The sequence below is a fragment of the Halomonas shengliensis genome, assembly GCF_900104135.1.
GTDB classification, from domain to species: domain Bacteria; phylum Pseudomonadota; class Gammaproteobacteria; order Pseudomonadales; family Halomonadaceae; genus Halomonas; species Halomonas shengliensis.
The window spans coordinates 92,595-117,373 of sequence record NZ_FNIV01000006.1; the positions used below are offsets into that span (position 1 = coordinate 92,595).

The window sequence follows — 24,779 nt, forward strand, 5'->3', positions numbered from 1 at the left end:
AGGGGTGGTCGGAATCGGCGTCGGGTCAGGCGGCGCGGCGCCGGAAGCGCAGCAGCGCCAGGCCGAGGGGCACCAGGATCCAGGCGACCAGGAGGGCGGTGACCATGGCGGGGTGGAAGGCGCTGCCCTCGGCGATGGAGGTAAGGCCGGTGTAGCTGCGGGCGGCCTCAAAGCCGGCCAGGTTGATCAGGCGGAAGCACTCGGTGGGGTTGAGCAGCAGCAGCCAGGGTAGCCAGTCGCCGCCGCGCTCGACGCTCACCAGCAGCGCCAGCAGCCCCAGGTCGAAGACCAGCACGAACAGGAACCACACCACCAGCGCCAGGCCGGCGGCGCGGGCCTTCTCGGTGACCCACACGCTGATCAGGTAGGCGAAGGCGATGAACACCCAGCCCAGCAGGATGCTGCTGCCGATCAGCAGCCCCATGCCGGCGGCCAGCTCGGCCAGCGCCACGCCCTCGGCCCCCAGCGCGATCACCGCCCCGGCGATACCGAAGCCCAGCGCCGTGGCCGCGCCCAGGATCAGGCCGTGGCCGAGGAACTTGCCGAGCAGCAGCTGGGTGCGGCTGATGGGGTAGGTGAGCAGCAGCAGCAGGGTGCCCGCCTCCTGCTCGCCCACCACCGCATCGTAGGCCAGCAGCAGGGCGATCAGCGGGATCAGGAAAACCGCCAGGGTGGCCAGGCTGACCACGGTGGTGGCCAGCGAGGTGAAGCCCAGGCCGCCGCTGGCGGCGGCGCCGAACCAGGCGATGCCCACGGCGAGGAAGGCCAGCACCAGGGCGATGGCCAGCACCCAGCGGTTGCGCAGGCCGTCGCGGAACTCCTTGCCGGCGATGGTCAGGATGGCGGTCATTCGGCGTCTCCTCGTGTCGCGGGCGAGAGGTCGGCGGAGAAGTGGGTGTAGAGGTGCTCCAGGGTGGGGGGCAGCAGCTCGATGTCGTCGACGCCGGCGGTGTCGGTGAGCCGGCGCAGCACCGCGAGCTTGGCGTCCGGGGGCACCGTCAGGGTGACCTCGTGGCCGTCGACGGGCCGGGCCGCGATGCGCGGGTCCTCCCAGCCGGCGAGGCGCGTGGCGAGGTCGCCGCCGTGGCCCCGGGCGCGCATGGTGATCGGCAGGGCGGCCGCCTCGCGAAGCTCCGAAAGGCTGCCCAGCGCCAGACGCTTGCCGCCGCCGAGGATCAGCGCACGGTCGATGTAGGGCTCCACGCCGGGCAACACGTGGGAGGAGAGCAGCACCGTGCAGCCGCGATCGCGCAGGTCGCGCACCGTCTCGTAGAAGTCGCGGGTGGCGGCCGGGTCGAGGCCGGTGGTGGGCTCGTCGAGGAGCAGCAGGCGCGGGTCGCCGAGCAGCGCCTGGGCCAGCCCCAGGCGCTGGCGCATGCCCTTGGAGTAGGTCTTCACCCGGCGCCGGGCGGCATGGCCGAGGCCGACCCGCTCCAGCAGCGCGTCCACCTGGCTGCGGTCGACCCGCTTGAGGCGGGCGAAGTAGTCGAGCACCTCCCGGCCGCTCAGCTGCTCGTAGAAGCTGACGTTCTCGGGCAGGTAGCCCAGGCGGCGACGGAGCGTCTCGGCGTGGGCGCCGTCGGGGGCGCCGCCGAGCACGGACACGCGCCCTTCGCTGGGCGAGAGCAGCCCGAGGATCAGGTGCATGGTGGTGGTCTTGCCGGCACCGTTGTGGCCCAGCAGGGCCAGCACCTCGCCCTCGTTCACCTGGAGGTCGAGGGCGTCGAGGCGCACCAGGCCGCCGTCGCGGCGGGTGACGCCCTGGAAGTCGATCACCGCGGTCATGCGTCGGCGTCTCCGAGGTCTTGTGGATTGAGGTCGGGTTCGAGCATCAGCGGATGGCTGTCCTTGATGCCCTGGGGACGGAACACCGGGAACTGGCGCTGCACCCAGCGCAGCGCCAGCACCGCCGGGCTGTGCATCAGCAGCCGTGCCACCGGGTAGCGCCACAGCAGGCGGTCCATGGCGTCGTTGGGCTCGTAGGGGGTGTCGCCCACGCCGTCGCCGTCGAGGTCCCAGCCCAGGTAGTCGCTCCAGTAGTTGCCGCGCCCCGCCTCGGACCACTCCTGGGCCCGGGTGGCCACGTACATCACCTGCTGGCGGTTGTCGACGAAGGCGTTGCCGACCAGCTCGTTGTCCTCGGAGCCGGCGGTGAGGTGGATGCCGATGTCGCTGTCGGCGAAGCGGTTGGCCTCGAAGCGGTTGTACTGGGCGTTGTAGACGAACAGCGCCTTGCCATCCGCACCGCTGACCAGCCCCTTGCCCTGGGCGTCGCGGCGCTGGTGGGCGCCGCTGACGTGGTTGCCACGCAGCGTCGAGCCGGTGATGTTGTTCATCAGGATGCCGTAGTTGCGGTCATCCTCCGAGCGGTTGCCGATCACCTCGAGGCGCTTGGACTGCATCAGCGCATAGCCGGTGCGGGTGTCCCGGGTGGTGTTGCCCTCCACGCGGTTGTCGTAGGCGTACATGTAGTGCACGCCGTAGCGCAGGTCCTGCATATGGTTGCCGCGCAGCAGGCTCTGGCTGGTGGTGTCGATGTAGATGCCGTCGCGGGTGTGGCGGATATCGTTGCCCGCCACGGTGACGTTGCGGGAGTTGAACAGGTGCACGCCGTTGCCGCTATCCTGGGAGCGCAGCGACTCGTCGCCGCGGATCACGTTGTCGCGGACCTGGACGTCGCTAACGGCGTCGAGCCAGATGCCGAAGCCCGGGCCCTCGAGCCGCGAGTCGCGGATCACGCTGCCGGTGGCGCTCTCCTCGACGAAGAGGCCGGCATCCATCTCGGTGAGGTTGGCGCCCCAGTTCTCGATGGTCACACCCTCGATCACGATCTCCGGGGCGTCGAGCACCACGGCGTGGCCCTCGCCGCCGCCGTCGATCACCGCGCCGGGCTCGCCCGAGAGGGTGAGGGGGCGGTCGATGACCAGCGGGCCGGGGTAGCGGCCCTGGGGCAATATCAGGCGGTCGCCGCGCTTGGCCCGCTCGACCAGCGGCTGCAGCGGCTCGCCGGGGCTGGCCGTCAGGTCGGCGGCCAGCAGGCCGCCCGGCAGCCACAGGAGCAGCCAGGCGGCGGGAAACAGTCGGGGGACGACGTCTCGCAGTCGTCGCATCATGCGTCTCTCCGTGACAGGACGGGGCCGGGCGGCTGCCCGGCCCCGATGGGCGCTATCAGGCCTTCTCGACCAGCATGCGGCCGGTCATCTCCATGTGCATGGCATGACAGAACCACTGGCAGTAGTACCAGTGCACCCCGGGCCTGTCGGCGGTGAAGGTGACGCTGGCGGTCTGCTGGGGGCTGATCTCCATGGCGACGCCATGGTTGGTCATGGTGAAGCCGTGGCTGACGTCCTCGACCTGGTCGAGGTTGGTGACCACCACGGTGACCTCGTCGCCCTGCTTGACCGTGAACTCGGTCAGGCCGAACTGCGGCGCCACCGAGGTCATGTAGACGCGCACCTTGTTGCCGTCGCGCACGACCTTGTTGTCGGTCTCCAGGGTGACACCATCCTGCTCGGCCATGGCCACGGTCTCGGCGAAGAAGGGATCGTCGCGGGTCCAGACCTTCTTCGGGTTGATCTGGTCGGCGCGTGCCAGGATGCAGTCGTGGGGCTCGGCGTAGGTGGGACCGTCGTGGACCAGCTTCATCTCCTCGCCGGAGATGTCGATCAGCTGGTCGTTCTCGGGGTGCAGCGGGCCCACCGGCAGGAAGCGGTCCTTGGCGAACTTGGAGAGCACCACCAGCCACTTGCCGTCGGCATCCTTGGTCTCGGTGAGGCTGGCGTGGTTGTGCCCCGGCTGGTAGTGCACATCCAGCTTCTGGCGCAGGTAGTTGACCTCCTCGCCGTTGTAGGCGCGGATGGCGTCCTCGATGTTCCACTTGGCCACCTGGCTGTCGATGAACAGCGTGGTGTAGGCGTTGCCGCGACCGTCGAAGGTGGTGTGCAGCGGCCCCAGGCCCAGCTCCGGCTCGCCGACCACGGTGTCGCGCGGCTCGATGGCGTCATCGAACAGCGCCGGGAGCTTGTCGATGGTGATGATCGAGCAGGTGGGCGAGAGCTTGCCGTTGGCGATGAAGTACTTGCCGTCCGGCGAGGTGTTGAGGCCGTGGGGGTTCTTGGGCACGGGGATGTAGCGGGTCACCTTCGAGCCCTGGCGACCGTCGACCACCGGCACCTCGCTGTCGCCCAGGGTCTTGAACTCGCCGGCTTCCACGGCGGCCTCGATCGCCTCGACATCGAACACCACCACCCAGTCGCGCTCGGCACGCATGGTGTCGGCCAGGGTCATGCCCTTCTCGGAGTTGTAGCAGGTCGAGGCCACGAAGCGACCGGTGTAGTCGGCGTCGGTGTTGTCGAGGTTGCCGTCGACGATCACCTGCCAGGCCACCTCCATGCTCTCGGCGTCGATGCCGTTGAACATGGTGTAGTAGCCCTCCGGGTTCTCCATGCCGCGGCCGTCGTTGACCACGCCGTCGTCGTGATGGGGGATGGGGAACTCGGCGTTGGCAAAGACGTACTGGGTGTGCGGCACCTTCTGCAGGCGCAGGCCGTGGATCGCCTGGACGTTGGGGATGGTGGTGATCCTGTCCGTCTTCATGATGTCGAGACGGATGCGGGCCACCCGGGTGTTGGCCTTGTCGTTGATGAACAGGTACTTGCCGTCGTAGCTGCCATCGGTCATGGAGATGTGCGGGTGGTGGCAGTCGCCGTTGAGGAAGCGCGCCGAGTCGCCAAGGATGCGCCTGGACTCGTTGGTGATCCCCCAGCCGGTGGCGCTGTCGATGTTGAACACCGGGATGCGCATCAACTCGCGCATGGAGGGAACGCCCAGCACCCGGACCTCGCCGGAGTGGCCGCCGCTCCAGAAGCCGTAGTACTCGTCGAGCTCGCCCGGGGCGACCTCGATGCTGCCCTCGGCGGCACGGGCCTTCTCGCTGCCGCCGAGCAGGGTGCCGGCGCCGAAGCCGCCGGCCAGTCCCGCCCCGGCCACGCCGGTCACCGCGCTGTTGCGCAGGAAGTGGCGGCGTCCGAGATTCTCGATCTCTTTCTTCTTGTCACTCATGGTTCACTCCTCCTGGTAGGTCGGAATCCGCTGCAGCCGTGCGCTGGCGGGATCGTGGGTCCCGACGCCTCCCTGGCCACGGGAGAGCCGCGTTGCCTTCTCGAAGCGCTTGCGGCGCTTGATCATCGGCGGGCAGCGCTTGTCGTCGTGGTAGGTGATCTGGCAGTCGAGACAGTAGTGGCACTCGTTGGCATTGATGCGACCATCCGGATGGATGGCGGCCACCTCGCATTCGTTGGCGCAGATCTGGCACGGGGTGCCGCAGTCGCCGCGGTGCCGCTTCAGCCAGTCGAACAGGCGCAGGCGGGCGGGGATCGCCAGGCCGGCGCCCAGCGGGCAGACGTAGCGGCAGTAGAACTTGTGGTTGACCGAGGAGATCGCCACCAGCACCAGGGCGTAGAGCAGAAAGCCCCACTCGCGCTGGAAGCGCAGGGTGATGGCGGTCTTGAAGGGCTCCACCTCGGCGTAGCGCTCGGCGGTGCCCAGCGAGTGCAGCGAGACCGCGAACAGCCCCAGCAGGATGATGTACTTCAGCGCCCAGAGCCGCTCATGGAGGCCGAAGGGCGGCTCGAACTGCCTGACGCCGAGCCTGCGGGCGGCCTTGTTGACCAGGTCCTGGAGGGCGCCGAAGGGGCACAGCCAGCCGCAGAACACCCCGCGGCCCCACAGCAGCAGGCTCACCGCCACGAAGGACCAGAGGATGAACATCATCGGATCGATCAGGAAGGAGCCCCAGCTGAAGTCGGTGATCAGGGCGTTGGTGAAGGTCAGGATGTTGACCACCGAGAGCTGGGCCAGGGAGTACCAGCCGATGAACACCAGGGTGTAGACCAGAAAGCCCAGGCGCAGCGGTCGCAGGATGCGCGGGTGCTTCACCAGCACGTCCTGGAACAGCATGATGCCGGTGAGCACGGCAAGGCCCAGGCCGAGCACGACGATCTGGAAGGCCTTGTCCTTCCACACCTCGACCCAGATCGGCACCTCCTTGGGCGGTTCGGGGCGCTCGATGTAGGCCTCGGGCACGCGGTAGTCGGCGCTGAAGCGGCTGAACTCGGTGTCCAGGGGGCCGGAGGCGCGGCGCACCAGCAGCTCCAGCTGCCACGGTTGGCCGGGGTCGAAGGCGGCCGCGTCACGGATGATGAAGATGTCGCGCTCGTCGAAGGCCGGGGCCCCCTCGATGCCCAGGTTGCCCAGGCGAAGGTGGTCGCGGTCGTGGAAGCTCACCGTGTTGCCGTTCTGGGAGAGCTCGATGCGATCGAAGATGCCCCCGCGCACGTAGCCGGAACCCTTGAAGGAGTAGTCGCCGCGGCCCATCACCGCGATGGCGTGCTCGCCCTCGTCGAGCCGTTCCATCAGCTGCGTGTAGCCGGTGTCGCCGAGCAGGTTGCGCCCGGCGGTGGGCGGGTTCAGGAAGGTGTAGAAGAGCTCGATGAAGGTGCGCTCCGCCGGCTGCGGCGTGTGCAGGTAGTCCTCGGCCGGGGTGCCCACGAAGGTCTCGTCCACCTCGCCGTGGGTCAGGTGCAGGCGGCGGATGGTGCCGTCACCGGTGAGCGTCGACCAGTCCGCCGGTTCATAGACGTCCTCGCGCACCGTCGCCGCCGGCGTGGCGGAGGGGTCGGCGATCAGCCCCTGCTCGGCGGCCACCAGGCGGGCGGCACGCATCACGGTGTCGCTGACCACGATCACGGTGACGGTGGCCCCGGAGATGGCGTCGAGGTTGCCGCCCACCTTCATGCGGTCGTTGACGTGGGCACCGACGTGGTCATCGGCGAAGCCCTCGAGCTTCTCCTCGGGGATGCCCACCAGCATGATGGGCTCCTCGTGGCCGATCACGTCGGCCTGGACGATCCTGCCCTCCAGGTCGATCCCCACCAGCAGGTTGACCGGCTTGCCGGAGTAGGCGGGGATCGGCGCCATCTCGACGCTCTCGAAGGCGTAACCGAGCGTCTCGTCGCCGGCCATCACGCGGCTGACCGGCCACTGGGAGTCGGCGGGCTCGAGGCGCTCCGCCTGGGGAAAGCCCTCGCGCAGCGGGTCGAGCTCCAGGGCGTGCAGCGGCAGGCTGATCAGCAGGCAAAGCAGGGCCAGCAGCAAGCCGGCGAAGGCGGCTGGCCGAGAAGGTGTCACGGGCATGGGGAGGTCCTTGCGGGTAAGCGCCCTGGCGGCGTCTGCCGCCACCCATCAGGAGAGGGCCGGCCTCGGGCCGGCCCTGGCCATCACTCCAGGCTGGCGTAGTAGGCGGCGATGTCGGCGATGTCCTCGTCCGAGAGCGCCTGGGCCTGGGGGGTCATCATCGCGGACATGCCCCCGCCGCGCTCACCGGCCCGGTAGGCCTTGAGGGAACTCACCAGGTACTCGGCGTTCTGTCCGGCGAGATTCGGATAGATGGGGGCAGTGGCAATGCCGTCGGTACCGTGGCAGGCGGCGCAGGCGGCAACCTTACCCTCGCCGGCGGCGGGGTCTCCGGCGGCCTGGGCGTCCATGGCCAGCACGGCGCCGCCCAGCATGGCGGCTGCGAGGATCAGCTTCATAAGTAACCTCCAGAATGCATCTTCTTCTGCCTAGAAAAGCCCGGTTGCGACAATCGACCTCACCGGGCAGCTGTTGCCATCTTGCCAGCCACGATGTCTGCCCGGCTTGACGTGCGTCATCTACAGCCTAGACCCGTGACGAGAAAAGGCAAAAGAAATGCCTAATAAAGCATAGGGGAGGCATCGGTAGGGCCGCCGCGTCGTGGCGGTGGCCCGGAGGGGAAGGGGGGCGACCCGGCATGGGGTGCGCGGGAGGCGGGTTTCAGGCGGCGGGAGGCTCGTCCAGCTGCAGCAGGCGAATCAGCGGCTGGCGGCGCGGGCCCAGCAGGTCCTCGAGGGTGTAGTCGTCGAGCACCGCCAGGAAGGCCTCCAGGGCCTCCATCAGGATGTGCTTGAGCCGGCAGGCCGGCGTGATCACGCACTCGTTGTCGTCGCCGAAGCACTCCACCAGGGAGAGGTCGCGTTCGGTGCGGCGCACCAGCTCGCCGAGCACGATGCTTTCCGGCTCGCGCCTGAGCAGCAGCCCCCCGTTCTTGCCGCGGATGGAGGTGATGTAGCCGTGGTGGCTGAGGTCCTGCACCACCTTCATCAGGTGGTTGCGGGAGATATCGAAGCGCTCGGCGATCTCGGTGATGGTGGAGCGCTCCTCGCCCTTGACCGCCAGGAAGAGCAGCACGCGCAGCGAGTAGTCGGTGAAGCGGGTCAGGTGCATGTGGGGCGTCTCATGGTCGAAGGTCGAATCAGCGCCGGGCCCAGGCGCGCGGTGGCGGGGCCTCGGGGCTGGCGGGCGCGCTAGGCCGGGTCAGCACATAGCCGGCCACCGCCAGGAACAGCAGCGCCGCCAGCGCCAGGCCGATGGGCGGCATGTCGCTCGTCCACAGCAGTATCCAGCTGGCGGCCAGCAGGAGCGGGGCGAGGGCCTTGGCCCGGCGCGGCACCGCGCGGTGGGCGTGCCAGGCCGCCAGGCTGGGGCCGAAGCGCGGGTGGTCGTGCAGCCAGGCGGCCAGCCTTGGCGAGCCCTTGGGGGCGGACCAGGCGGCCAGCAGCAGGAAGGGCGTGGTCGGCAGCAGCGGCAGGGCGAGTCCCGCGGTGCCCAGTCCGATGCAACCCCAGGTGAGGACGCACCAGGCGAGGCGGATGACGGCTCCTGACATGGCGTGACCTCCCGGCGGCGAAGGCGTAGACTATAAGTGGTAAAACATATACATCTTAGCACCACGACACGCCGGGAGAGTTGCGCTGTGTCAACGAAGGCCGACAGAGGTCGTCCCGCCACGCCCGCCTGGCGGCTGTTCTTCCCCCTGGCGGCGCTGCATGCCGCGATCACGGTGCCGCTGTCGCTGGCCGCATTCTATCACGGCCTGCCCCTGGGGCTCCTTTCCTCCCCTGCGGCACACGGTCGCGAACTGCTGTTCGGCTTCGCCCTGGCGGTGATCGCCGGCTACCTGCTGGGGCCGCTGTCCGGCGTCTGGCGGCTGGGGCTGCCGGCGCTGTGGCTCGCCGCCCGGGCCGGCGGGCTGCTTTGGCCCACGGCCCTGCCGGTGCTGCTGGCCGATGCCCTGTTCGCCGCGTTGCTGGCCTGGCGGCTGGTGCCGCGTTTCCGGGCCGCCAGGAAGTGGCGCAACCGGCTGCTCTCGCCCCTGCTGGGCCTGCTCTGTCTGCTGGCGGTGGCCAGCCTGGCGGGCCGGCTGATGGCGAACGGGACCCTGTCGCCGGCGCTGCTGCGCCACGCCGTGCTGTGGCTGGTGCTGTTGATGGCCTTCATGGGCGGCCGGGTGCTGGCGCCGGCGATCAACGGCCACCTGATGGCCAGCCGGGGCCAGGCCGGCGCCGGGGTGCAACCGCGGCTCGAGGCGGCGCTGATCGTCCTGCTGGGGGTGACCCCGCTGCTGGCGCCCTGGCCCGCCACCGCGCCCCTGGCCGCCCCCCTGGCGCTGCTCGCCGGCCTGCTGGTGGCCTGGCGCCTGCTGGCCTGGCGGCCCTGGACGCTGATCGGACGCCCGGACCTGGTCGGCCTGCTGCTGGGCTACGCCTGGCTGGGCCTCGGCCTGCTGCTGGCGGCCCAGGCGCTGTGGCGGGGCCAGCCCCTCGGCGGCGTGCTCCACGCCTTCACCGTCGGCGCGCTGGGCACCCTGGCCAGCGGCATCATGCTGCGCCAGGCGATCCTGCGTGCCAGGGGGCGGCCCGAGGGCGAGCCGCTGCTGATGCCCCTGGCGCTGCTCTTCTCCCTGGCCGCCGGGCTGCGCCTGGTGGCCTTGGCGGCGGGCGAGGCCTGGCTGATCCTTCTGTGGGGCTCGGCCCTGGCCTGGAGCCTGGCCTGGGGGCTCGCCGCCTGGCGGCTGCTGGCCTGGTCCCGGCGCCTGCCGGCGAGGCGGGCCGATTGACCTCGGTCAACTACCCCCTCGAGGGTACCGACGCGCCGGCCACGGGCTGGCATACTGCGCAGCATTCGGCATCGCCGCGGCGGTGCCAGGGTTTTCCAAGAGGCCGTTTCACCATGCAAGACCATCTGCTCTTCGACCGTCCCCTGGTGGAGAAGTACGACCGTCCGGGGCCGCGCTATACCTCCTACCCCACCGCCCCGCAGTTCCACACGGCCTTCGCCGAGGATGACTATCGCGCCGCCGCCGAGCGCAGCAACCGGGCCGAGACGCCCAAGCCGCTCTCCGTCTACGTGCATATCCCCTTCTGCAAGAGCCTCTGCTACTACTGCGCCTGCAACAAGATCATCACCCACAACACCGAGCGTGCCGCCGAGTACCTGGCCTGGCTCAAGGAGGAGATCGCGGTGCAGGGGGCGCTGTTCGACGAGGGCCGGCGCATGACCCAGCTCCACCTGGGCGGCGGCACCCCCACCTACCTGAGCAACGCCCAGCTGGGCGAGCTGATGGCGAGTCTCGACGCCGCCTTCCACTTCGCGCCGCCCGCGGAGCGCGAGTTCTCCCTGGAGGTGGACCCGCGCACCGTGACCCCCGAACAGATCCACGAGCTGCACGACCTGGGCTTCAATCGCCTGAGCTTCGGGGTGCAGGACTTCGACCTCGACGTGCAGAAGGCGGTCAACCGCGTGCAGAGCGAGGAGGATGTCGTCGCCCTGGTGCAGGCCGCCCGGAAGGCGGGCTTCGAGTCGGTGAGCGTCGACCTGATCTACGGCCTGCCGCTGCAGACGGTGGCCAGCTTCGATGCCACCCTGGAGAAGATCATCGCCCTGCGCCCGGATCGCATCGCCACCTACAGCTATGCCCACCTGCCGGAGCTGTTCAAGGCCCAGCGCCTGATCCGCCCCGAGGACATGCCGCCCCCCGAGCGCAAGCTGGAGCTGCTCGAACTGACCATCCGCCGCCTCACCGCGGCTGGCTACGTCTACATCGGCATGGACCACTTCGCCCTGCCCGAGGATGAGCTGACCCTGGCGCGGGAGAACGGCACCCTGCAGCGCAACTTCCAGGGCTACTCCACCCACGCCGACTGCGACATGATCGGCCTGGGGATCACCTCCATCGGCAAGGTGGGGGACACCTACAGCCAGAACGTCAAGGAGACCGCCCAGTACCAGCATCGCCTGGGCGAGGGGCGCCTGGCGGTGTTCCGCGGCTATCGCCTGAGCGAGGACGACCGCCTGCGCCGCGATGTGATCAACGCCCTGATGTGCCATAACCGCATCGACTTCGCCGCCATCGAGGCCGAGCACGGCATCGTCTTCCGCGACTATTTCGCCGATGCCCTGGAGGCGCTCCAGGAGATGGCCGACGACGGCTTGGTGGCGATCCGCGAGCACGAGATCGAGCTGCTGCCCGCCGGGCGCCTGATGATGCGCAACGCCGCCATGGCCTTCGATGCCTACCTGGCCCACAGCAAGGGGCGCTACTCGCGCACCGTATAGCCACGCACAGACGAAAAAAGGCCACCCTCGAGGAGGGTGGCGCAAGACCGTGACTAGCAATGAGGAGGGAGAAACCACGGCAGGAGACTGGCGGGCCCTGCCGGGTGACGGCGCCTCATCAACGCCGACGATTAAAGGTTAATCGTTCTCGTTTGTTTCGTCAACACAAATGCGAATATTTTTTATTACCCTCTGCCGCGCCCCGGGTACCGCCGCTAGCCGACCAGCCCCAGCCACAGCGGCAGGCTGACCATCGCCAGCAGGGTCTGGCCGGTGATCAGCGCCGCCATCATCTCGGCATCGCCCCCCAGCTGGCGCGCCAGGATGTAGGCCGAGGTGGCGGTGGGCAGGGCGGCGAACAGCAGCACCACGTCGCGGCTGACCGGGTCGAGGCCCAGCGCCAGGGCCAGTCCCAGCACCACCGCCGGCATCAGTCCCAGCTTGACCAGGTGGGTGGCCCAGATGCCGCGGTCGAGGCGCACCAGGGCGGCGGGGCGCAGCGCCACCCCCACCGCCACCAGCCCCAGCGGCAGGGCGGCGCGCCCCAGCAGCTCCACCGTGGCCTCGCTCCAGCCGGGCAGGCCGATGCCGCCGAGGTTGAGGCCGATACCCGCCAGGCAGGCCAGGATCAGCGGGTTGCGAGCCAAGGCGGCGAGGCTCTTGCCGAGGCTGCCGCGGCCCAGGGTGCCGGCGGCCACGAAGCTGCCCACGCACAGCACGTTGACCACCGGCACCATCAGCGCCACGGCCACCGCCGCCACCGTCGCCCCCGGGGGCCCGTGCAGCGCCGCGGCGCCGGCCACCCCCACGTAGGTGTTGAAGCGCAGCGAGCCCTGGAAGGCCGAGGTAAAGGCGGCGGCCTCGAGTCCCAGCCAGCGACGCGCCCGCCACAGCAGGATGGCGAACAGCCCCATGGCCCCCAGCAGGGCGACCGCCACCCGGATCACCGGCACCTGGCCGACGTCGGCGGTGGCCAGGGTCGCCACCAGCATGGCGGGGAACAGCAGGAAGTAGATCAGCCTCTCCAGCTGGGCCCAGAACTCGCCGTCCGGCTGGCGCAGCCGGCCCAGGCCCGCCCCCAGCAGGATCAGCAGGAACAGGGGCCCCAGGGCACCCGCGATCTCCGCCATGTCGTGTCTCCTTGGTCTCGTCACCTGCGACATCGCCCCGCAGTCTGCCATAGACGAATGCTGATAAGCTTGCCGCATTCCTCCCTGCCCAGCCGGTTGCCCACGCCATGCCTGGTTCCTCCGCCTCCGATACCGCCGTCTCCCGCCCGCCGCTGGTGCGCCTGCTGGTGCTGCTTACCCTGGGCACGGTGGCGGTGGCGCTGTGGTTCCTGGCCAGCCACCTGCTGCGCGATGCGGGCCAGGTGCGCTGGTACCCCGAGGCGGCGGGCTGCGAGCTTGCCGCGGGGCCCTGCGAGGCGGCGCTGGGTGACGGGCGGCTCGCCCTCGACCTGGGCGTGCGCGGCGAGATCCGGGCCCTTGAGCGCCTGCCCCTGGTGGTGCGCCTCGAGGGCGTGGCGGCCGAGGGCGTGACGGTGGACTTCGTGGGACGCAACATGGACATGGGCCTGCATCGCTATCCGCTGCGCCGCGATGCCGACGGCCGCTATCGTGGGGAGGGGCAGATCCCTATCTGCACCGAGGCGGTGATGCCCTGGCGCGCCCGTGTCATCGTCGAGACCGCCGATGGTAAGCTGGGCTCGGGATTCGACTTCACGGTGGAGAGAGGCGCGCCATGAGAGGCAAGGGAGTCTGGGCGGGGATCGCCCTGGTCGTGCTGCTGCTGGCGGTGGGCGGGGCCGGCTGGTACCAGCAGCAGTTCGGCGGGAACGAGCGTGCCGGGGAGCCCGTCGGCGGGCCGATCACGCTGCCCTCCACGGAGGGCGAGTTCCGCCTCGAGGCACTCGGCGAGGAGCAGGTGGCGGTGGTGTTCTTCGGCTACACTTACTGCCCCGACGTCTGCCCCATGAGCCTGGCGGTGGTGCGCCAGTCGCTGGCCGAGCTTTCGCCCGACCAGCGCGAGCGGGTGGTGCCGCTGATGGTCTCGGTGGACCCGGAGCGCGACACCCTGGCGCGGCTGGAGGAGTACCTTGCCTTCTTCGGCGAGCGCTTCATCGGCGCCACCGGCAGCCAGGCCCGGCTGGAGGAACTGGCGGGGCGTTACGGCGTGGTATGGCGCAAGGTCGAGGCGCCGGACTCCGCCATGGCCTACACCATCGACCACAGCTCGTCGCTCTACCTGGTCGACCGCCAGGGCGAGATCCTGCGTCGGGTGCTCTACTCCCCCTCCCATCGGGGGCTGCTGGCGGCGCTGCGCGAGACGCTATGACCCCCGTCGTCGCTTATGGCGACTCCTCCTGCAGCCGGGTAAGCATCGCCATCAGCGCCTGTCCCTGGCGGCCCTCGCGGGTGTCGTGCATGGGGTCGAGCTGCCAGGTGCTCTCGGCATAGCCCCACCAGTCCCAGCAGCCCTGGGGGTTGCCGAGCCGGGTCTCGGCCTGGGGATAGAGCACGATCCGCCGGTTCTCCGCCGCCCAGGCGTTGAGGCCGCTATGCCGCACGAAGGCCTCGCCGATCAGCTCGGCGCCCATGTTGCAGCCGTGTAGCGCCAGGGTCACGGCGCAGCCGCCCGACTCGCATCCCGTCGGCACGAACAGGTAACCGGTGTCGGCGAGTCCCTTGGCGTCGAAGTCGCCCTGGTCGAAGCGTCTCAGCTCGCCCGCGGGCTCGGTCCCGCTCGGTGGGTCGAGCTCCCCGTGCAGCCAGGCCAGGGCCTCGCCGGCGATGTCGCGATCGCAGGCCAGCAGGTGGGGGGCACCGCCGTCGCGGCAGTCGCCCAGCTCGGCCGGCGTGGCATCGCCCCGCGCCGTGTCCACGGGCCAGCCATGGCCGATGTCGGGATCCTGCCGCAGACGCAGCTGGCGTTCGGGGTCGGCCAGCCAGCCGCGGAACTGCTCGGCCAGGGCCTCGCCCAGCGCCGGCGCCACCACCTCGTCCGCCGCGCCGTGCCATACATAGACGCGCAGCTCGGCCAGCGCCTCGGCGTCGCCCACCAGGTCGCGCTCGCGATAGTCGGCCAGGCGCTGCGCCAGCGCCTCGGGGTCGGGGAGGCCGCGACTCGTGCCCATGCACTGGCCGAGGGCTAGCCCCAGCGAGCCCCGCGCGCAGGACCAGGGGCCGGCGGCCAGCACGCCGAGGCCGGCGAAGCGCTCGGGCCAGGCCACCGCCAGCTGGGTGGCCATGTAGCCCCCCGAGGAGACGCCCACGACGCTGGTCCCCGCGGCATCGGCGGAGAGCGCGGGGAGCGGGGCGGGAGGTGTCTCGGCCAGCAGTGGCGTGGCGGGCAGGGCGGCGAGGAGCGCCGCCGCCACCCGGCGGCCCGTGCGGGGCTTACTCATCCTCTGCAGCGCTGCCGGCGGCGTCCTCGTCGGCCATCACGTCCAGCAGCTCGACCTTGAAGGTCAGGGTCTCGTAGGGACCGATGGGGCCCTGGCCCTGGGCGCCGTAGGCGAGCTCGTGGGGGATCACGATCTCCCAGGTGTCGCCCACGCTCATCATCTGCAGGGCCTCCTGCCAGCCCTCGATCACCTGGTTGACGCGGAAGCTGACCGGCTCGCCGCGCTCGTAGGAGCTGTCGAAGACGGTGCCGTCGATCAGGGTGCCCTCGTAATGCACCTCGACGCTGTCGCCGGCGCCCGGTGTGGGGCCGTCGCCGCTCTCCAGCTCACGATACTGCAGCCCGGAATCGGTGGTCTCGACGCCGTCGCGCTCGGCGTTCTCGGCCAGGTAGGCCTCGCCCTCGGCGCGATTGGCCTCGGCGGCCGCCTCGGCCTCGGCCTGGCGCTCGGCCATGGCCTGCTGCTGGAAGCTCATCAGCGTCTCGGCCATCTCCTCGTCGCTCATGGCGAGCTCCTCGCCGGCGAAGACATCACGGATGGCCTGGGTGAAGGCGTCGACGTCGAGGGTGTCGACGTCCTGCTGCAGGCTCTGGCCCAGGGTCACGCCGAGGCTGTAGCCCAGCTTCTGCTCGTCGCTCTCGATGGCGCCGAACGCCAGGGGCGCGGCACCCAGCAGGGCGGTGAGCGAGACGGTGGTCAGCAGTCGTTTCATGGGGGTCCCTTGTGGTTCCGGCACGGGGAGGTGCCTGGGTGAATGCGAACCATGGGACTCTAACAGGGGCGGCCCGGTTCCGCAGCACGCGGCAACCGGGCCGGGGGCGGGTCAGACCACCAGGGTGGGGCAGTGGGCGGAGCCCGCCACCCGCTGGGAGACGCTGCCCAGCAGCAGGCTCTTGTCGCCGTTGGTGCCCTGGGCGCCGATCACGATCAGGTCGCACTCGCGCTTGCGGGCGAAGCGCACGATGGTGCGCGAGGGGCGCCCGCCCTTGACGAAGGCACGCAGCTTCTCGGCCGGCACGCCCATCTCCATGGCCTGGTTCTTGGCATGCACGGCGATCTCAGTGGCGTACTCCTTGAGGGCGTCGTCGGGGATCTCCAACTTGTCGGGCCGCACCATGGAGAGCGACGCCTCCAGCAGGCTGTGGTGCTTGAAGACGCACAGCAGGTAGAGCTCCGCGCCGGTCAGCAGCTGCAGCCCGACACCCTTCTCCAGCGCCTTGAGGGCGCCCTTGGAGCCATCCACCGGGACCAGGATCCGATTGAACATGGTCGCTTCTCCTAGGATCAGTTGAACGCCACGTCACGCAGGAACAGGGCGATCTGGGGGAACATGATCAGCAGCGCCGCGGCCAGCACCAGCATGAAGATGAAGGGCGGGGTGCCCTTGATCACATCCCAGTAGGGGCGCTTGAAGATGGCGATGGCGGTGAAGATGTCGCAGCCGAAGGGGGGTGTCGCCGAACCGATGGCCACCTGCAGGGTGATCAGGATACCCACCAGCACCGGGTCGAGGCCGGTGGCGGCGATCGCCGGGGCGAAGATCGGCGTCAGCACCAGGATCACCACGATCGGGTCGACGAACATGCAGGCGACGAAGAAGGCGATGCAGATGGCGATCAGCACCCCGGTGGGACCGGCCTCGTTGATGCCCACGGCCTCGAGGATCGCCTGGGGGATCTGGGCGAAGGAGATGATCCAGGAGAAGCCGTTGCCCGCGGCCACCAGGATGAAGACCACCGCGGTGATCAGGCCGGTGGACTTGGCGATGGCGTAGATGTGCTGCAGCTTCAGCGAGCGGAAGACGATGAACTCCAGGAAGATCGCATAGAGCACGCAGGCCGCGGCCGCCTCGGTGGGGCTGAACACGCCGCCGTAGATGCCGCCGACGATGATCACGGGGAAGCCCAGCGGCCACAGCGCCTGGCGCACCGCGGTCATGCGCTCGCGCCAGTTGGCCCGGGCCTCCGTGGGCACGTCACGCACCACGGCGTAGATCACGCAGTAGACCGAGAACATCGCCAGGATCATCAGCCCGGGGCCGATGCCGGCGATGAACAGCTCGCCGATGGAGGTCTCGGAGATGACGCCGTAGATGATCATGCCGATGCTCGGCGGGATCAGGAAGGCGATATCGCTGGAGTTGATGATCAGCGCCAGGGTGAAGGAGTCGGAGTAGCCGGCCTTGAGCATCTTGGGACGCAGCGGCGAGCCCACCGCCACCACCGTGGCTTGGGTGGAGCCGGAGACGGCCCCGAACAGGGTGCAGGAGGCGGCGGTGGAGACCGCCAGGCCTCCCTTCACGTGGCCGATGAAGGACATCACCATGGCGATCAGCCGGTCGGCGGACTGGCCGCGGGTCATGATGTCGGCGGCGAGGATGAACATCGGCACCGCGATCAGCGAGGCGGGGCGGATGCCGGCGAACATCTGCTGGATCAGGGTGTCCATCTGGCCGAGGCCGTTGAACATCATGAAGAAGCCGATCACCGCGGCGGTGAGCAGCGGGATCATCATCGGAAAGCCCAGCAGCAGCAATCCGATCATGGTGCATACCATTATCGTGGTCATAGTGCGTTCCCCTCGGGCATTGCCCTGCGTCAGACTTCCGTTTCCGTGTCCTTGTAGCCGTCCAGTACCCCGGTCGAGAGGTAGACGTCCCGTGAGGTCATGTTCTTGATTGCGGTGAGCAGGTACTGGATGCCGGTGATCAGGAAGCCGAGCGGTGCCCACACGTAGATCCACCAGATCTCGAAGCCCAGCGCCGGCAGCACGCGTCCGCTGGCGCGCTGGTCAAGGATGTAGACCACCGAGTAGTAGAACAGGAAGAACATCACCAGCGAGGTGAACAGGGCGATGATGATCATCAGCACGCGACGCCCGCCCACCGGCAGCGCATCGTAGATGGCCGACATGCGGATATGGCGCCCATGGCGCGCGGCATAGCCGATGCCGGCGAAGGTGATCATGATGATCAGGATGCGGTTGATCTCGCCCGAGAAGAAGATGCTGTCGCCGAACACGAAGCGGGCGATGACATTGGCGATGGTGTTGACCGCCATCAGCAGTACGCCCATGGCCAGCAGCACCGCCTCGAGCTTGCTGAGCAGGGTGTCGACGACCCCCAGCGGACCGGGCAGGCCGGAGCGGTAGTTCTTTTCGGTTTCTTCGTCTGTCATGGCTGCACTCCCTTCAGCATGCAGGTAGGCCAGGAATGGTGCCCTCGGCTGTCAGCATACGACCCGTGGGCGCCACGGTGTGCCCGCCGGGTCAACGCTGCGTGCACGCGTCGTCGAGCATGCGGCCCCCAACGACACGGGGGGTGACCCGCTATGGGCCACCCCCCGGCACTGACGCGGCGAGGCGAGCTTACTCCTCGTCGGAGGTCACGGCCTCGAGGTCGGCATGGAACTGCTCAAGCAGTTCGGCGCCCTGCTCGCCGGCCATCTCGACGAAGGCCTCCTCGACCTGCGGCGCCTTCTCCTTGAGCTTGGCGATCTGCTCGTCGTTCAGGCGGGTGACGGTGCAGTTGTCGCAGGCTTCGGTGATCTTGTTCAGCGACTCCTCGGCCAGGCCCTGGATGTGCTCGATGGTGTGGTCGTAGGCCGCCTCGGAGGCGTCACGCACCAGCTGCTGGTCCTCCTCGGAGAGGCCGTTGAAGAAGTCCTGGTTGGCCATCATGGCGGTGGTGAACCAGCCGTGGCCGGTGAAGGTCAGGTGCGGGGAGACCTCGTAGAGGCCGCCGGACTCGATCCAGAAGATGGGGTTCTCCTGGCCGTCGAGGATGCCGGTCTGCAGGCCGCCATAGACCTCGCCCCAGGGCAGCGGCGTGGGGGTCGCGCCGAAGGCGTTGTAGGTCTCGGAGAGCAGCGGGTTGGTCATCACGCGGATCTTCTTGTTCTGGAAGTCATCCACGGATTCGATGGGCTCGTCGGTGGTGACCACCATCTCGCCCTCGGGATACATCTGCAGCAGCTCGAGGCCGTGCTCGGCGTAGAGCTCGGGGAACATCTCGTTGATGGCCTTGCTCTCGTCGAAGAACTCGAGCACCGTCTCCATGTCGGTGGGCAGCAGGTAGGGGATGAAGAAGATCTGCGCCGACGGGATCAGCGAGCCGGTGAAGCCGGGGGACTGGTTGACGAACTGCAGGATGCCGCTGCGGGTCTGCTCCATGATGTCGTCGGACTCGCCCAGCTCGCCGAAGCGGTAGATCTGGACGCTGTGGTCGGAGTTCTCCTCGACATACTCCTTGAAGGCCACGGCGAAGACGTCCTGGACGTCGCCCTCGTACTCCTCGTGGGCATAACGCCAGTTGTCCGCCATGGCGGCGGAGGTCATGCCGAACATCAGCGCGCCGATACCGGCGGTGGTCAACAGCTTGTGTGACTTCATTCTTGTGGTCCTTCTGCAGGTTGTTGCCCGGGCTTGCGGGTGCTTGCCACAAGGCATCGAGTGAACATCACATTCACGCGGCTGATTTCAGGCTAGCGTGGCCCCCGGGGAGGGTCAAGGCGCGCCACCAGGCTATTGAGCGTTGAAAGATGGGGTTTTTTCTGCAGTTGCAGGGCGTTTTGCAGCGCTTTTTCCGCCGCCCCCTCGGTGGGCGGAAGCGGCGCCAGGGGATGGGCGAGGGCCAGGGACTCGAGGCGCGCCAGGGTCTCGCGCTCGGCCTCAAGCTCGGCGCGCTTGAGGGCCTCGCGCAGCCGGGCGACCCCCTCGCGGAGTGCGGCATCGGCCTTGAGCCCGCGGCGCAGCCTGCGCAGCGGCGCGGTGACCTCGCGCTGCCAACGGTGCACCGCGGCGAGGCCGGCCTCGGCGGCCTGGCCCGGCAGGGCGCCGTGGGTCAGCAGCCAGCAGCGCCACAGCAGCTCGCAGACGTCGATACCGGCCTGGTCCTGGAGCCCGAGACAGGCGCCTTCCACTCCCGGGCGGGCGTAGAACGCGAGGGCGAACTCCCACAGGGGATCGCTGGCGAGCCGGGCCCGCAGATCGGCGTGCATTTCGGTAGAATCGTCGCTCATCGTCTTCCCGCCGTCGCCGCCCGCGGCGGCCGCACCCTCGTGGAGCCCGCATGATCGCACTGCGCCAAGTTTCCCTGCAACGCGGCACCCAGGCCCTGCTGGAGGGGGCCGACCTGACCCTGCACGCCGGCCACAAGGCGGGTATCGTCGGCCCCAACGGGGCCGGCAAGTCGAGCCTTTTCAAGCTGCTGCTGGGCGAGCTAGCCCTGGATCGCGGCGAGGTGGAGATGAGTGGCGGGCAGCGCATCGCCCATATGGCCCAGGAGGTGGAGGCGCTGGAGCGCTCGCTGCTCGATCATGTGCTCGACGGCCATGCCGAGCTGCGCCGCGCCGAGGCGGCCCTGGCGGCCGCCCGGGAGGCGGGCGACGACCACCGCGAGGCGGAGCTGCACGGGGTGATCGAGGCGCTGGACGGCTACAGCGCGCCGGCGCGGGCCGCCCAGCTGCTGGTGGGGCTGGGCTTCGACCAGGGGGACCTGGAGCGGCCGCTGTCGGCCTTCTCCGGCGGCTGGCGGATGCGCGTCAACCTGGCACGCACCCTGTTCATGCCCTCCGACCTGCTGCTGCTGGACGAGCCCACCAACCACCTGGACCTCGACGCCCTGCTGTGGCTCGAGCAGTGGCTGACCCGCTACCCGGGCACCCTGCTGCTGATCTCCCACGACCGCGACTTCCTCGACGCGGTGTGCGACCACATCGTCCACTTCGACCGCCGCCGCCTGGTGCTCTACCGCGGCAACTACTCCACCTTCGAGCGCACCCGGGCCGAGAAGCTGGCGCTGCAGCAGGCCGAGGCCGCCAAGCAGCAGGCGCGCCGCGAGGAGATCGAGCGCTTCGTGGCACGCTTCCGTGCCAAGGCCACCAAGGCCCGCGCCGCCCAGAGCCGCCTGAAGATGCTCGAGCGCATGGGCGACATCGCCGTGGCCCACGCCGACTCGCCCTTCCACTTCACCCTGCCCGCCGCGGACAAGACCTCGCACCCGCTGCTGGTGCTGGACGAGGCGCGGCTGGGCTATCGCCACGCGGACGGCGGCGAGACGGTGCAGCTCGACGACGTCAGGGTGACCCTGCAGCCGGGAAGCCGCATCGGCCTGCTGGGCCCCAACGGCGCCGGCAAGTCGACCCTGATCAAGTCGCTCACCGGCGAGCTGCCGCTGCTGGCCGGCAAGCGGGTGCCCGGCGAGCACCTGGCGATCGGCTACTTCGCCCAGCACCAGCTGGAGGGGCTCGACCTCGCGTCCACCCCCTTCATGCATGTGCAGCGCCTCTCGCCCACCGCCAGCGACCAGGCGATCCGCAACTTCCTGGGGGGCTTCGGCTTCCCCGGCGACGACGTCTTCGGCGAGGTGGGACGCTTCTCCGGCGGCGAGAAGGCGCGCCTGGCGCTGGCCCTGGTGGCCTGGCAGAAGCCCAACCTGCTGCTGCTGGACGAGCCCACCAACCACCTGGACCTGGAGATGCGCGAGGCGCTCACCGAGGCGCTGGCGGCCTTCGAGGGCACCGTGATCCTGGTCTCCCACGACCGCCACCTGCTGCGCGCCACCGTGGACGAGTTCTGGCGCGTCGCCGACCACCGCGTGGCGCCCTTCGACGGCGACCTGGAGGACTATCGCGCCTGGCTCAAGGCGCGCCTGGAGGGCGCACGCCGCGAGGCCCGCGACGACAAGGCGGAGCGCCAGGCGGAGCAGGGCGCGCCGAAGGAGGACCGCAAGGCGTCCCGCCGCGCCGCCGCCGAGCTGCGCGAGAAGCTACGCCCGCTGAAGAAGCGCCGCGACCGCGCCGAGCAGGCCATGGAGAAGATCCAGGCCGAACTCGCCGAGGTGGAGGAGGCGCTGGGCGAGGCCGAGCTCTACACCGACCCGGCACGTAAGGAGACCCTGACCTCGACCCTGGCGCGCCAGGGCGAGCTCAAGTCGCGCCTCGACGACCTGGAGGCGGAGTGGCTCGCCGCCGAGGAGGAGCTGGAGGCCAGGGAGGCCGAACTCGGTTCCTAACTTTCCAGCAGGAAGGTCACCGGTCCGTCGTTGACCAGCGCGACCTGCATGTCGGCGGCGAACTCGCCGCTGGCCACCTTCGGCCAGGTCGCCTCGGCACGTTCCAGCAGGAGGTGGAAGAGGCGGTCACCCTCGGCGGGTGGGGCCGCGCTGGAGAAGCTGGGACGCAGCCCCTTGCGGGTGTCGGCGGCCAGGGTGAACTGGGAGACCAGCAGCAGGCCGCCCTCCACCTGCTGCAGGTTGAGGTTCATCTTGCCTTCGGTGTCGCCGAACACCCGGTAGTGCAGCAGCTTGTGCAGCAGCCGCTCTACCGCGACTTCGTCGTCTCCCTTCTCCACCCCCACCAGGGCCAGCAGGCCATGGTCGATGGCGCCCACGGTTCGCCCCTCCACGGTCACGCTGGCGCGGGTCACGCGCTGGATCAGTGCCTTCATCCTCTCTCTCCCGGCGATCTGCAACGCGCGCAGGGTAGCATGTCGCGGCTCAGCGGCGCCCCAGCAGGTCGTCACGGAAGCCCGCCTTGAGCGGCGAGTCGCCGAGCCAGATGGCGAAGAGCGCCTCGGCCAGGGCCGGGTCGCCGCCTTCGAAGAGGGTCTCGCCGTTGAGCGCCAGGCTCAGTCCGGCCTCGCTCCAGGTCAGGGCGTAACGGTCGCCGGGCTCGACGCTGCGGTAGGCGCGGGTGAAGGCGTTGAGCCTCGGCAGCAGCTGGCGGTAGCCGGCCTCGCCGAGGTCCTCGCGGACCTGGTCACGGGTCACCCCGGTGAAGTCGTCGGCCTCGATGGCGTGGAAGTACTCGAGCTCCAGGCGCCGCGGGATCGCCTCCAGGGGCGCGGGCGTCGAGGCCCCGGGCGCCTGGTAGTAGGCGCCGGCGTAGGCGTCCCAGATCATGTAGCGGAACAGGCCGTGGCCGACCAGCTCGAAGGGCTGGCCGTCCGCCTCCAGGCTGGTGGCGAAGCGGGCGCCGTTGACCTCCACGCGCTCCGCGGCCGGGGCGGTGGCCGGGAGCGCCAGCAGGAGCAGCAGGGCGAGAATTCGGGGTCGCATGGCGAAGCCTCCTGACGGGATTCGCCTATACGGACACCGTTGTTTCGTACAGGTTCTGTCTGATGTCCTACCAGGCGCGGCACAGCATGATGTCGCAGTGGGGCTCGGCCAGCAGCGACTCGGTGATCTGGCTGTGGCGGCCCAGCTGGCCCCGGCTGCCCAGCGCCAGCAGGTCGGGCGGCTGGCGCCGCAGGCGGCGCATCAGCACCTCCAGGGGGGCACCCTGCTCCAGCACCAGCTCCACCTCCGGCACGTCGTCCAGCTCGGCCATCAGCCGTTCGACTTCGGCCTCCAGCTGGGTCTGCAGTCGTGCCACCTCGCGATCGCGCCAGCGGGCGAAGTCGCCGCGGGAGCCCAGCTCGCGCTCACCGGGGATGTCCCAGGCGTGGAGCAGGGTCAGGCGGGTGTCGGGGAAGCGGCGCAGGGTCTCGCGCAGGGTGTGGCGCGAGGTCAGCGAGAAGTCCATGGGCAGCAGGATCTCCTCCCAGCCCTGGCTGGCGGTGTGGCTCACCGAGAGCACCGGGCAGGGGGCGCTGCGCAGCACCCGGGCCAGGGTGGTGCCGGCCACCAGGTCGGGCTGGCCGCGCTTGCGGTGGGCCCCCAGCACGATCATGTCCACCTCGCGCTCATGGGCCTCGCGGATGATCTCGGCATAGGGAGCGCCGGTGGTCGTCTGCATCAGCACCGGCGGCTCGGGCAGGGCGTAGTCCTCGCGGATATCGGTGAGGGTCGCCTGCATGTCCGCCACCACCGCCTCCTCCAGGTCATGGAGCACGCGGCGTGGCAGGTAGGGATCGAGCACGTGGATGACGTCGAGGCGGGCGCCCTGCTCACCGGCCAGGCGCACCGCCCTGGCGAAGGCGGCGCGGTTCTCGGCCGAGAGGTCGCAGGCGAACAGCAGGGTCTGGGTCATGACGGCTCCTTGGCGTGGACGCCGCGGTGGGGGTGTCCTTCAGCATGGGAGGCCCCGCGCCGGGCTGCAAGGGCGAGATGCGCGACCCGCGCTACCACCAGGCGTGGAAGTGGTGCACCGGGCCATGACCCTGACCCACGTCAAGCCGCCGGCTCTCGGCGAGCGCCGTCCCCAGCCAGGCCTTGGCCGACGCCACCGCGGCGGTGAGGCTGTCGCCGCGTGCCAGGCGGGCGGTGATCGCCGAGGAGAGGGTGCAGCCGGTGCCGTGCAGGTTGGACGTGTCGACCCGGGCCCCCTCGACCCAGCTGGCCGCCTCGGCGGTGACCAGCAGGTCGGGGCATGCCTCGCCACGCAGGTGGCCTCCCTTGAGCAGGGTGGCCCCGGCGCCCAGCCCGCGCAGCGCCGGGGCCATGGCCAGCATGCCGGCGCGGTCCACCGGCGCCGGGGCGTCCAGCAGCACCGCCGCCTCGGGCAGGTTGGGGGTCACCAGGTCGGCCAGCGGCACCAGCACCTCGCGCACCGCGCGGATGCCGGCGTCGTCCACCAGCACGTCGCCGCTCTTGGCCACCATCACCGGGTCCAGCACCACCCAGCGTGGGCGGCGGCGGATCAGGGCCTCGCGGATCACCTCGGCGACCTCGCGGCTGGCCACCATGCCGATCTTGACGGCGTCGAGGCGCACGTCCGCCAGCAGGGCCTCGAGCTGGGCGGCGATGAAGTCGGCGGGCACCGGGTGCACCCCGGCCACGCCGCGGGTGTTCTGCGCGGTCAGCGCGGTGATCACGCTGGTACCATAGGCGCCGAGGGCCGAGAAGGTCTTGAGGTCGGCCTGGATGCCGGCGCCGCCGCTGGGGTCGGAGCCGGCGATGGTCAGGGCATTGGGGATGGGGTCGGAAATGGTGTCGGGGAGGGTCATCGCAGCCATGTCG

25 protein-coding genes are annotated in these 24,779 nt (G+C 69.8%); 5 read left to right on the top strand and 20 right to left on the bottom strand.

Features of this window, described 5'->3' with window-relative positions; translation table 11 throughout:
- Positions 1-25 precede the first annotated feature (25 nt).
- From BLP95_RS10545 to BLP95_RS10580, 8 genes are all read right to left on the bottom strand, one after another.
- A complete protein-coding gene (locus tag BLP95_RS10545; RefSeq protein WP_089679023.1) occupies positions 26-850 on the bottom strand; it encodes an ABC transporter permease in 825 nt (274 codons plus the stop codon).
- Positions 847-1,785, bottom strand: a complete 939-nt coding sequence (locus tag BLP95_RS10550) for an ABC transporter ATP-binding protein (protein WP_089679026.1) — start codon at positions 1,783-1,785, stop codon at positions 847-849. Before BLP95_RS10550 ends, BLP95_RS10545 begins: the two co-directional genes overlap by 4 nt.
- Positions 1,782-3,113, bottom strand: coding sequence for a nitrous oxide reductase family maturation protein NosD (locus tag BLP95_RS10555; protein ID WP_245678737.1), 1,332 nt, complete (start codon positions 3,111-3,113; stop codon positions 1,782-1,784). Before BLP95_RS10555 ends, BLP95_RS10550 begins: the two co-directional genes overlap by 4 nt.
- Positions 3,114-3,168: 55 nt before the next feature.
- Positions 3,169-5,061 (bottom strand): TAT-dependent nitrous-oxide reductase, encoded by a 1,893-nt coding sequence (gene nosZ, locus BLP95_RS10560; RefSeq protein WP_089679030.1) that lies wholly within the window; start codon positions 5,059-5,061, stop codon positions 3,169-3,171.
- Between the two features lie 3 nt (positions 5,062-5,064).
- On the bottom strand, positions 5,065-7,194 hold the full coding sequence (gene nosR, locus BLP95_RS10565; protein WP_089679033.1) for a transcriptional regulator NosR: 2,130 nt from the start codon (positions 7,192-7,194) through the stop codon (positions 5,065-5,067).
- A gap of 83 nt (positions 7,195-7,277) precedes the next feature.
- Positions 7,278-7,592, bottom strand: coding sequence for a c-type cytochrome (locus BLP95_RS10570; RefSeq protein WP_089679036.1), 315 nt, complete (start codon positions 7,590-7,592; stop codon positions 7,278-7,280).
- Between the two features lie 262 nt (positions 7,593-7,854).
- Positions 7,855-8,304 (bottom strand): Rrf2 family transcriptional regulator, encoded by a 450-nt coding sequence (locus BLP95_RS10575; protein WP_023004197.1) that lies wholly within the window; start codon positions 8,302-8,304, stop codon positions 7,855-7,857.
- A gap of 28 nt (positions 8,305-8,332) precedes the next feature.
- Complete coding sequence (locus tag BLP95_RS10580; RefSeq protein ID WP_023004195.1) at positions 8,333-8,746, bottom strand: DUF454 family protein; 414 nt, start codon at positions 8,744-8,746, stop codon at positions 8,333-8,335.
- A gap of 87 nt (positions 8,747-8,833) precedes the next feature.
- On the opposite strand from BLP95_RS10580, the gene BLP95_RS10585 reads away from it, so the two are divergent.
- Together BLP95_RS10585 and hemN are read left to right on the top strand one after the other, a co-directional pair.
- On the top strand, positions 8,834-9,976 hold the full coding sequence (locus BLP95_RS10585; protein ID WP_176760272.1) for an NnrS family protein: 1,143 nt from the start codon (positions 8,834-8,836) through the stop codon (positions 9,974-9,976).
- Positions 9,977-10,089: 113 nt separating this feature from the next.
- Positions 10,090-11,475 carry an oxygen-independent coproporphyrinogen III oxidase gene (gene hemN / locus BLP95_RS10590; RefSeq protein WP_089679038.1) on the top strand — a complete coding sequence of 462 codons (1,386 nt, stop codon included), beginning with the start codon at positions 10,090-10,092 and terminating at the stop codon, positions 11,473-11,475.
- 215 nt (positions 11,476-11,690) lie between these two features.
- Here hemN and BLP95_RS10595 read toward each other — a convergent pair whose 3' ends face one another.
- Entirely contained in the window at positions 11,691-12,605 is a 915-nt protein-coding gene (locus BLP95_RS10595) for an AEC family transporter (protein WP_089679041.1), read from the bottom strand.
- 107 nt (positions 12,606-12,712) lie between these two features.
- Here BLP95_RS10595 and BLP95_RS10600 point away from each other — a divergent pair, with 107 nt between their 5' ends.
- On the top strand, positions 12,713-13,222 hold the full coding sequence (locus BLP95_RS10600) for a hypothetical protein (RefSeq protein ID WP_089679043.1): 510 nt from the start codon (positions 12,713-12,715) through the stop codon (positions 13,220-13,222).
- Positions 13,219-13,812 (top strand): SCO family protein, encoded by a 594-nt coding sequence (locus BLP95_RS10605; protein WP_089679046.1) that lies wholly within the window; start codon positions 13,219-13,221, stop codon positions 13,810-13,812. The genes BLP95_RS10600 and BLP95_RS10605 overlap by 4 nt, the downstream gene beginning before the upstream one ends.
- A 13-nt stretch (positions 13,813-13,825) precedes the next feature.
- Here the strand turns inward: BLP95_RS10605 and BLP95_RS10610 are convergent, their stop codons facing one another.
- From BLP95_RS10610 to BLP95_RS10640, 7 genes are all read right to left on the bottom strand, one after another.
- Complete coding sequence (locus BLP95_RS10610) at positions 13,826-14,881, bottom strand: prolyl oligopeptidase family serine peptidase (protein WP_089679049.1); 1,056 nt, start codon at positions 14,879-14,881, stop codon at positions 13,826-13,828.
- Positions 14,874-15,593: a BamJ family beta-barrel-assembly machinery protein gene (bamJ, locus tag BLP95_RS10615; RefSeq protein ID WP_089679051.1), complete on the bottom strand. Its 720-nt coding sequence runs from the start codon at positions 15,591-15,593 to the stop codon at positions 14,874-14,876. The genes BLP95_RS10610 and bamJ overlap by 8 nt, the downstream gene beginning before the upstream one ends.
- A gap of 111 nt (positions 15,594-15,704) precedes the next feature.
- Positions 15,705-16,148, bottom strand: coding sequence for a universal stress protein (locus tag BLP95_RS10620; protein WP_023004183.1), 444 nt, complete (start codon positions 16,146-16,148; stop codon positions 15,705-15,707).
- A 17-nt stretch (positions 16,149-16,165) separates the two neighbouring features.
- Positions 16,166-17,449 carry a TRAP transporter large permease gene (locus BLP95_RS10625; protein ID WP_089679055.1) on the bottom strand — a complete coding sequence of 428 codons (1,284 nt, stop codon included), beginning with the start codon at positions 17,447-17,449 and terminating at the stop codon, positions 16,166-16,168.
- A 29-nt stretch (positions 17,450-17,478) separates the two neighbouring features.
- Complete coding sequence (locus BLP95_RS10630) at positions 17,479-18,057, bottom strand: TRAP transporter small permease (RefSeq protein WP_089679058.1); 579 nt, start codon at positions 18,055-18,057, stop codon at positions 17,479-17,481.
- 190 nt (positions 18,058-18,247) lie between these two features.
- Complete coding sequence (locus tag BLP95_RS10635) at positions 18,248-19,270, bottom strand: TRAP transporter substrate-binding protein (RefSeq protein ID WP_089679061.1); 1,023 nt, start codon at positions 19,268-19,270, stop codon at positions 18,248-18,250.
- A 92-nt stretch (positions 19,271-19,362) separates the two neighbouring features.
- Positions 19,363-19,899: a TIGR02444 family protein gene (locus tag BLP95_RS10640; RefSeq protein WP_245678738.1), complete on the bottom strand. Its 537-nt coding sequence runs from the start codon at positions 19,897-19,899 to the stop codon at positions 19,363-19,365.
- Positions 19,900-19,949: 50 nt separating this feature from the next.
- Here BLP95_RS10640 and BLP95_RS10645 point away from each other — a divergent pair, with 50 nt between their 5' ends.
- Positions 19,950-21,893 carry an ABC-F family ATP-binding cassette domain-containing protein gene (locus BLP95_RS10645; RefSeq protein ID WP_089679068.1) on the top strand — a complete coding sequence of 648 codons (1,944 nt, stop codon included), beginning with the start codon at positions 19,950-19,952 and terminating at the stop codon, positions 21,891-21,893.
- On the opposite strand, the gene dtd is transcribed toward BLP95_RS10645, so the two are convergent.
- The 4 genes from dtd to thiD all read right to left on the bottom strand — a co-directional run bounded on the left by dtd (position 21,890) and on the right by thiD (position 24,766).
- A complete protein-coding gene (gene dtd, locus BLP95_RS10650; RefSeq protein ID WP_089679070.1) occupies positions 21,890-22,327 on the bottom strand; it encodes a D-aminoacyl-tRNA deacylase in 438 nt (145 codons plus the stop codon). The two genes, BLP95_RS10645 and dtd, sit on opposite strands and share 4 nt — an antisense overlap.
- Before the next feature lie 49 nt (positions 22,328-22,376).
- Entirely contained in the window at positions 22,377-22,937 is a 561-nt protein-coding gene (locus tag BLP95_RS10655) for a chalcone isomerase family protein (protein WP_089679073.1), read from the bottom strand.
- A gap of 67 nt (positions 22,938-23,004) precedes the next feature.
- Positions 23,005-23,850, bottom strand: a complete 846-nt coding sequence (locus BLP95_RS10660) for a universal stress protein (protein WP_089679076.1) — start codon at positions 23,848-23,850, stop codon at positions 23,005-23,007.
- A gap of 91 nt (positions 23,851-23,941) precedes the next feature.
- Positions 23,942-24,766 (bottom strand): bifunctional hydroxymethylpyrimidine kinase/phosphomethylpyrimidine kinase, encoded by an 825-nt coding sequence (gene thiD, locus BLP95_RS10665; protein ID WP_089679080.1) that lies wholly within the window; start codon positions 24,764-24,766, stop codon positions 23,942-23,944.
- Positions 24,767-24,779 lie beyond the last annotated feature (13 nt).